Origin of the sequence: Streptococcus hyovaginalis DSM 12219 (assembly GCF_000420785.1) — a bacterium.
Taxonomy (GTDB): domain Bacteria; phylum Bacillota; class Bacilli; order Lactobacillales; family Streptococcaceae; genus Streptococcus; species Streptococcus hyovaginalis.
In genome coordinates this window covers 1-6,125 of record NZ_ATVP01000024.1, presented here as the reverse complement: position 1 = coordinate 6,125, position 6,125 = coordinate 1, and the positions used below count along the sequence as shown (strand labels likewise).

At 37.3% G+C, this 6,125-nt stretch carries 7 protein-coding genes, 2 tRNA genes and 1 pseudogene; 6 read left to right on the top strand and 4 right to left on the bottom strand.

Annotated elements, in window-relative coordinates; translation table 11 throughout:
- Positions 1-22: 22 nt before the first annotated feature.
- Positions 23-94: transfer RNA gene (locus tag G574_RS0110350), tRNA-Glu, on the top strand.
- 45 nt (positions 95-139) lie between these two features.
- Positions 140-210: transfer RNA gene (locus tag G574_RS0110345), tRNA-Thr, on the top strand.
- A 73-nt stretch (positions 211-283) separates the two neighbouring features.
- Here the strand turns inward: G574_RS0110345 and G574_RS11850 are convergent.
- Positions 284-596: pseudogene (locus G574_RS11850) on the bottom strand (transposase); the annotation flags it as partial.
- Between the two features lie 298 nt (positions 597-894).
- Between G574_RS11850 and G574_RS11950 the strand changes: the two are divergent.
- The 3 genes from G574_RS11950 (at position 895) to G574_RS0110330 (ending at position 2,187) form a co-directional block, all read left to right on the top strand.
- Positions 895-1,017 (top strand): hypothetical protein, encoded by a 123-nt coding sequence (locus G574_RS11950; protein ID WP_281167110.1) that lies wholly within the window; start codon positions 895-897, stop codon positions 1,015-1,017.
- A 249-nt stretch (positions 1,018-1,266) separates the two neighbouring features.
- On the top strand, positions 1,267-1,521 hold the full coding sequence (locus G574_RS0110335; RefSeq protein ID WP_029692115.1) for a DUF1912 family protein: 255 nt from the start codon (positions 1,267-1,269) through the stop codon (positions 1,519-1,521).
- 15 nt (positions 1,522-1,536) lie between these two features.
- Positions 1,537-2,187, top strand: a complete 651-nt coding sequence (locus tag G574_RS0110330; protein WP_029692114.1) for an HD domain-containing protein — start codon at positions 1,537-1,539, stop codon at positions 2,185-2,187.
- Between the two features lie 47 nt (positions 2,188-2,234).
- Here the strand turns inward: G574_RS0110330 and G574_RS0110325 are convergent, their stop codons facing one another.
- Both G574_RS0110325 and G574_RS0110320 read right to left on the bottom strand, forming a co-directional pair.
- Positions 2,235-2,906 carry a DNA alkylation repair protein gene (locus tag G574_RS0110325; protein WP_029692112.1) on the bottom strand — a complete coding sequence of 224 codons (672 nt, stop codon included), beginning with the start codon at positions 2,904-2,906 and terminating at the stop codon, positions 2,235-2,237.
- Positions 2,907-3,084: 178 nt separating this feature from the next.
- Complete coding sequence (locus tag G574_RS0110320; RefSeq protein ID WP_029692111.1) at positions 3,085-3,912, bottom strand: exodeoxyribonuclease III; 828 nt, start codon at positions 3,910-3,912, stop codon at positions 3,085-3,087.
- 776 nt (positions 3,913-4,688) lie between these two features.
- On the opposite strand from G574_RS0110320, the gene G574_RS0110315 reads away from it, so the two are divergent.
- Complete coding sequence (locus tag G574_RS0110315; RefSeq protein ID WP_029692110.1) at positions 4,689-5,396, top strand: YoaK family protein; 708 nt, start codon at positions 4,689-4,691, stop codon at positions 5,394-5,396.
- 455 nt (positions 5,397-5,851) lie between these two features.
- Here G574_RS0110315 and G574_RS0110310 read toward each other — a convergent pair.
- The coding region (locus G574_RS0110310; RefSeq protein ID WP_029691408.1) for an integrase core domain-containing protein at positions 5,852-6,125 on the bottom strand (274 nt) is incomplete at its 5' end.

Genomic DNA, 6,125 nt, shown 5'->3' with positions numbered 1-6,125 from the left:
CTCGTGCCCATATTATCATTATGGTCCGTTGGTCAAGGGGTTAAGACACCGCCTTTTCACGGCGGTAACACGGGTTCGAATCCCGTACGGACTATTTTATTTTGCAGGTTAGTGTTCTAGCCTGTTTTGTTAATATTTTGCCGCTATAGTTAAATGGTATAATAGAGCAATGGTAATGCTCAGTTCCGAGTTCAATTCTCGGTGGTGGCATAACAAGGACTAGAAAACGTTGATTTATCAACGTTTTTTTGACTCTTTGTCAGGTCTAGTGGGTTGATGTCAGCTACATTCTTGAGAGGATCAGTTTGGTCTTCTTTTTTTGATATTTAGTACAATGAGAATACGATTTTTAAAGTTCCTCCAATCAAAGGCGTTTTACTTAATGACTTTAATGAGGTTATTGGTTGCCTCTAGTTTTGCGTTTGAATAGTCTAGTTTGAGGGCATTGACAGTCTTTATCGTTGTCTTTCAAAAAGGTTCTAAAAACCTTCTGAAAAATAGAGAGTAGATTTGTATTGTTTTTTTGATGAGATTAAAGAATGTTCCAAGTTCTTCTCTTGAAGGTGAACAAGTAAGAGTTGGTAGAACCTATAATGTTCCAAAGTTTTTAAGGATAGGTGCATCAAAATTGACTAGTAGTCTAGATTGGACTAATTCGGCGAACTCATCAACAGAAGTTTATAGAACATCACTACCAAAAAATTTTGGAGATAGCTGCGATCCTCTGATGAAGATAATATTACTAAGTATAGGTTATTAATCATATACAAGAAATGTGGTAGCATTTACTATCAAGAGATACCCAATACTAATCCTGGCGCTAAGGACTTGGAAAACGTAACGATTTCTTTTAGAGATGTTGTTAATGATGCGATTCAGATTAAGAGAGACTGTATGACGGCTTTATATGTGTCAAAGAAAAATCCAGCTTATAAGGAAATATTAGCTTGGTATATGGCTGTCAAAGAACCCTATCAGAATGTGTCGACAAGGTCTTTCGATAAAATGATAAAATAAAAGTTGAGGGTGACACGGTTAGCTTTGAAGCGACTATTAATAATGATGGGACAGATGTATGGCGTTATTATAAATTGCAAAAAAACAAATGGGCGTTATAAAATTTTAGAATTTAACTATTGATTGCTCTTTTAGATGTCATATTCAAAGTATTCAGGTTACTTGATACTTTTGGTTGTCAGAAAGTATCGAAGACGTTTTGAGGATTCGTGGTATAATAGATATGATTAGTTAATAAGGAGCAATAAGATGTCTAGAGAAGAACAATTTTTAAATGATTTCAAAGAATGGGTTGAGACCCAAATTGTAATTAATGATGGTGCTATGAAGGCTAGTCAGCAGGTTTGGGAAGAAGACCAGGATCTGCGTGCAAAAGATGCGGTCATTCGTTATGAAAGCCGTTTAGATGCTTATGAATTTATTAGAGGGAAATTCCAAAACTTTGAAGAGGGGAAAGGGTTTCATGATATACCTGATGATTTGTTTGGAAAACGCTCTTATTAAGGTAGAGGGCTTGGTATGAACCAGGAACAGATAATTACTAAGGCTGAAAAGTATGTTAAGCAGGAACTAGGAAAAGATGCTTCAGGTCATGATTGGTGGCATAGTGACCGAGTGCGTAAACTAGCGGTGCGAATCGCCAAAGAAGAGAGAGCAGATCATTTTATTTGTGAATTGGCTGCTCTTTTACATGATGTGGCAGATGCTAAATTGAATTTGTCAGAAGAAGTTGGGCTTCAGAAAGTTGACGATTGGTTAATGAAACAGGAAGTTCTTCCTGATGTTCAGAAGCAGGTCATGGAGATTATTAAGAACATTTCCTTTAAAGCTGGAAGGAATAGGAATAAGGTGTTAACGCTTGAAGGAAAAGTAGTGCAAGATGCGGATCGTTTAGACGCAATTGGGGCTATTGGTATTGCGAGAACAATGGCTTACGCAGGCAGTCGAGGACACCTTATCCATGTGCCGGGAACATCCATTCGTACAGAAATGAGTGTCGAGGAATATCGGAATCATGAGTCAACAGCTATCGCTCATTTTTATGAGAAATTGTTGTTATTGAAGAATTTGATGAATACCGCTACTGGGAAAAGGATGGCTGCAAGAAGACATGCTTATATGGAGGACTTTTTGACAGAATTTTACAGTGAGTGGGACGGTAAAAGCTAAGAAAAAACTCATGTGGATTTACTTTTTGTCCACATGAAGTTTTTTGTTTATAGGTATTTGCTTGCTTCTCTAATTGATAGAGAGGATAACTGTTTGTTGTAGGTCAAGATAAAATCAGAGACCCATAGGGGATTAGTCTTTGAGTAATCTCTTAATGCCCAGCCAATAGCTTTATTAATAAAGAATTCCTGACTACCGAGATTTGCGATGATGATTTGTGACAGTAAGTGCGTGTCAGTATTTTCTTTAAAACTTAATTGATGATTAATGGCAAGTCGTCTAATCCAAAAATCGGGCTCTTTTGAAAAAGTTAACATCAGTTGTTTAAGTTCAGGATAACGACTGACTAATTCTCCATAAATCTCATCAAGTTGATCGATGCTATCCCACCATTGTTGGGTTCGGATAAAGTGGTCTAGTTTTGGCAAGTCGTCTATGGTAACTAGCGCTTTTAATCTGATTAGGTAATCGCAAACAAAGTAATGCCATTCTCTTTGGGATTGCTTCCAGGCTAAATCTAGGAGTTCCCAATCGATATGTTTAGCTTTCTTAGCGTCTTTAATGATAGTGGCGTATTGTTTGCGACGTTCGGGAGCCGGGATGCCATAAAAGGCGAAGTTGTTTTTCATGTAAGCACTCATCTTGATGGCTTTAACTGGATCGGCAAGTGCTTCAAATTGCTCTTTAAGTCTTGTATATTGTTTGGTTATTATTGTCATACGTGGTTTATTTCGAGGATTACTATAAAGGAAAAACGGCGATAGTGCCGTTTAAAAACAGAGGCGATGGTACTGTTGGGAAATGAAATTTAGGAGCATAAGACTTTCTCTCTGCTTAGGTAGTCTGGCAGATGGTTTGAGAAAAATTTTTACGACTCATTCAAATAGTAGGAGTGTGTTATAAGTCGATTTCCAAGAGTATAGGTGTGTGGTCCTGGCGTTCACCGGAAGAAATCATTTCTGATTTAATGACTTTATTAGCCAGGCGATTTGATGTCAACCAATAGTCAATTCTCCAACCAGTATTGTTGATTTTACTGGTTTTACTACGCTGTGCCCACCAGCTATAGACGTTAGGAATGTCGCCATGAATATAACGGAAAGTGTCTGTAAATCCATAGTTTAGAAGGTTTGTGAATCCTTGACGCTCTTCGTCTGTGAAACCAGGAGAGCGTCGATTTGAAGATGGATTTGCAAGGTCAATTTCCTTGTGAGCAACGTTGTAATCTCCTGTTGCCAAAACAGGTTTTTTCTTATCGAGTTCTGCTAGGTATTCTGCGTATTTTTCATCCCAGATTTGCCTGTCAGCCAGACGTTTTAAACCATCACCAGCGTTAGGTGTATATACTTGTGTCACGTAAAAATCTTCAAATTCAAGGGTAATAATGCGTCCTTCTGAATCCATCGTTGTAGGAGCACCAATCTCAGGAAAGGTAATGATTGGATTCAAACTATCCTTGTAGAGAAACATTGTTCCTGCGTATCCCTTGCGTGCAGGTTCTTCTGAGGAGCGCCAGACGTTGAGATAGTTAGGAAAATAATTTAGTAATAGTTCTAGATGTTTTTTTGTAGGCCCTTTGGCAGATAATTTTGTTTCTTGAATGGCAATAATATCCGCATCCTCGTTGACGAGTGTATCAATAACAGCGCGGGATAAAAGAGCTCTAGTCGAGTCGCTTGTTAATGCAGCATTGAGGGAGTCGATATTCCAGGAAATGAGTTTCATGAGGGGATCCTTTTCTATTAGTGAATTGTTTTTCTGAGTGAAAATGACAAACGATGTGCCTTACAGGATGTTATAAAGCTATCCTCCAGAGGTGTTGCTTAGTCATTTTCGATGCCCTTTATTATAGCAAAATTGATGTTGCATAGCGAGAAGAGCGTATTCTTTGTGAAATGATATCATTGAAAATGCGATAATACCCTTTTCTTTGAAAGCTGAGAGATCTGTAGAATTTGTTTTGATTTGAAAAAATGGTTCGCGAAGTCATTTAAAAAAATCTTTTGGTTAGATAGCTAACAGTGCTGATGGTACCATTATTTTTCACATAAACATTTCTTTTTTAGTCATAAATTCACTATCTCTTATATTTTAGAGGGGGTTGAAAAAACGGTCCTTTTGTTGAGGATATGTTGTCTTCGTCCATTAGGATGATTCCTGTTTTGGGGTATAAGTTTACTGCTGAATAATTTCTAATACGATAGGATTTGCTAATGCTTTTGATTTAAATGCATTGAACCGTCGTTAAGGCTAGTCGATTTTATTGTAAATCTAGTAGACCTATCCGTTTGGGGTGTGTTGACGAACAGATAGGCTTTTGATAAAACTATTAGTGACTGAATAATGATCTTTGACGTTTGTTCTGAGGTGATTATGAGTCTAAATTGTGATGGAGGTTGAGCGAGTTGATTTTGGGAGTGCAGTTTCAAAGCCTGTTGGACATTTCAATGCGCATGCAGATTTGACTTCTTTCTCCTCTTGATCTTAGAACGAGTAGTATTATGTTTCGACAAAAATCTTATCCTGTTTATGAAAGCATGTTATGTGCTTTTTTAGTGACTTTTATTAGTGGCTTTATCAATGCCTTTACTTACTTGACTCAAGGTGGTCGTTTTGCGGGGGTTCAAACCGGAAATCTCTTAATGCTGGGGATTAGGTTGGCGGAAGGTCGTTTTCTTGAAGCTATTAAATTTTTGTTCCCCATACTTGTTTTTATGACTGGTCAGGTTTTGACTTATTTTTTCAAATCTTGGGTTATTAAGCATCGTTTTCATTGGCACTTGTTTTCAAGTTTGGTTTTGACGGCTTTAGATGTAATAGCTATTTTAGGACTAAAACTATTCCATCCCTATATTATTGTTGGCATTTTATCGCTTTTCATGTCTTTACAGGTGGATACTTTTAAGTCCATTCGTGGTACACCATTTGCAACAGTTATGATGACTGGTAATATTAAAAATGCGGCTTACTATTGGGTTAAAGGTGTTATTGAAAAGGATATTAAAATTAGAAAAGATGGCCGTAATATCTTATTTATCTTAGTGACATTTTCGTTGGGGGCCATGTGTTCGACTTTCCTAAGTATCCCTTTGGGGGAACTTTCTTTGATTTTAAGTTTACTTCCTCTCGTCTTTTTAAATGCTTATTTGATGGTAGGTGTTAAAAGAGGACCACAATATAATCCTAAGAATATTTTTAAGAAAGTATAAACGATTCAAGTTCTCGCCGAGAGCTTGTTTTTTGCTCGTTAGGTATGGTGAGAGTGGTCACAGATAAGGCATCATATCTTTAGGAAATCGTATAAAAAAGTTATTTTGTGACATGATTCACTTAATTTTTAGGGGGCTTGATATGAGAAATATAACTGCTAAAGCATCGAAAGAAAGTAACTTCCCAGCGTCCTCTAGAGCAGGAGTGTCTTGTCTGGATATAGGATGACTTCAATCAGTGAATCTACGTTATGTTAGTATGCGATAGCCAGTATCTGTTGAATAAGTCTTTTAGCTGCTTCTTGATTTAGAAGAACTTTTACATCAACTAACTAGTGGCTATTAGTCAGTTGTCTCTCACAGTTGTAAGATATGTGAGAGTTTTTTCATTGTACCTTTGTCAATGATGTGAGACCTAAAATGTTATTTTGAAGTCTTCCATTTGTTAAGCTTTACTAGGAGCTAGCTCCTAGTAAAGCTTTTCTGATATCGATAGGAGATTTCCAGCCTAAAGTCTGCATAGGGAGTCGATTGGAACGGTACAGATAGATTTTCATCTGCTTGATTAGATCGTCATAGGAATAGAAGGTCAAGTGCTGGTAGAAACGTCGATTGTCATTTCGATGACTGCGCTCTACCTTTCCATTATGCCTTGGTGTTCGAGGGCGAATCAACTTGTGCTCAATACCAAGTTCCTGACAAAGTAAGTCTAGTGGGTGAACTTGTTTG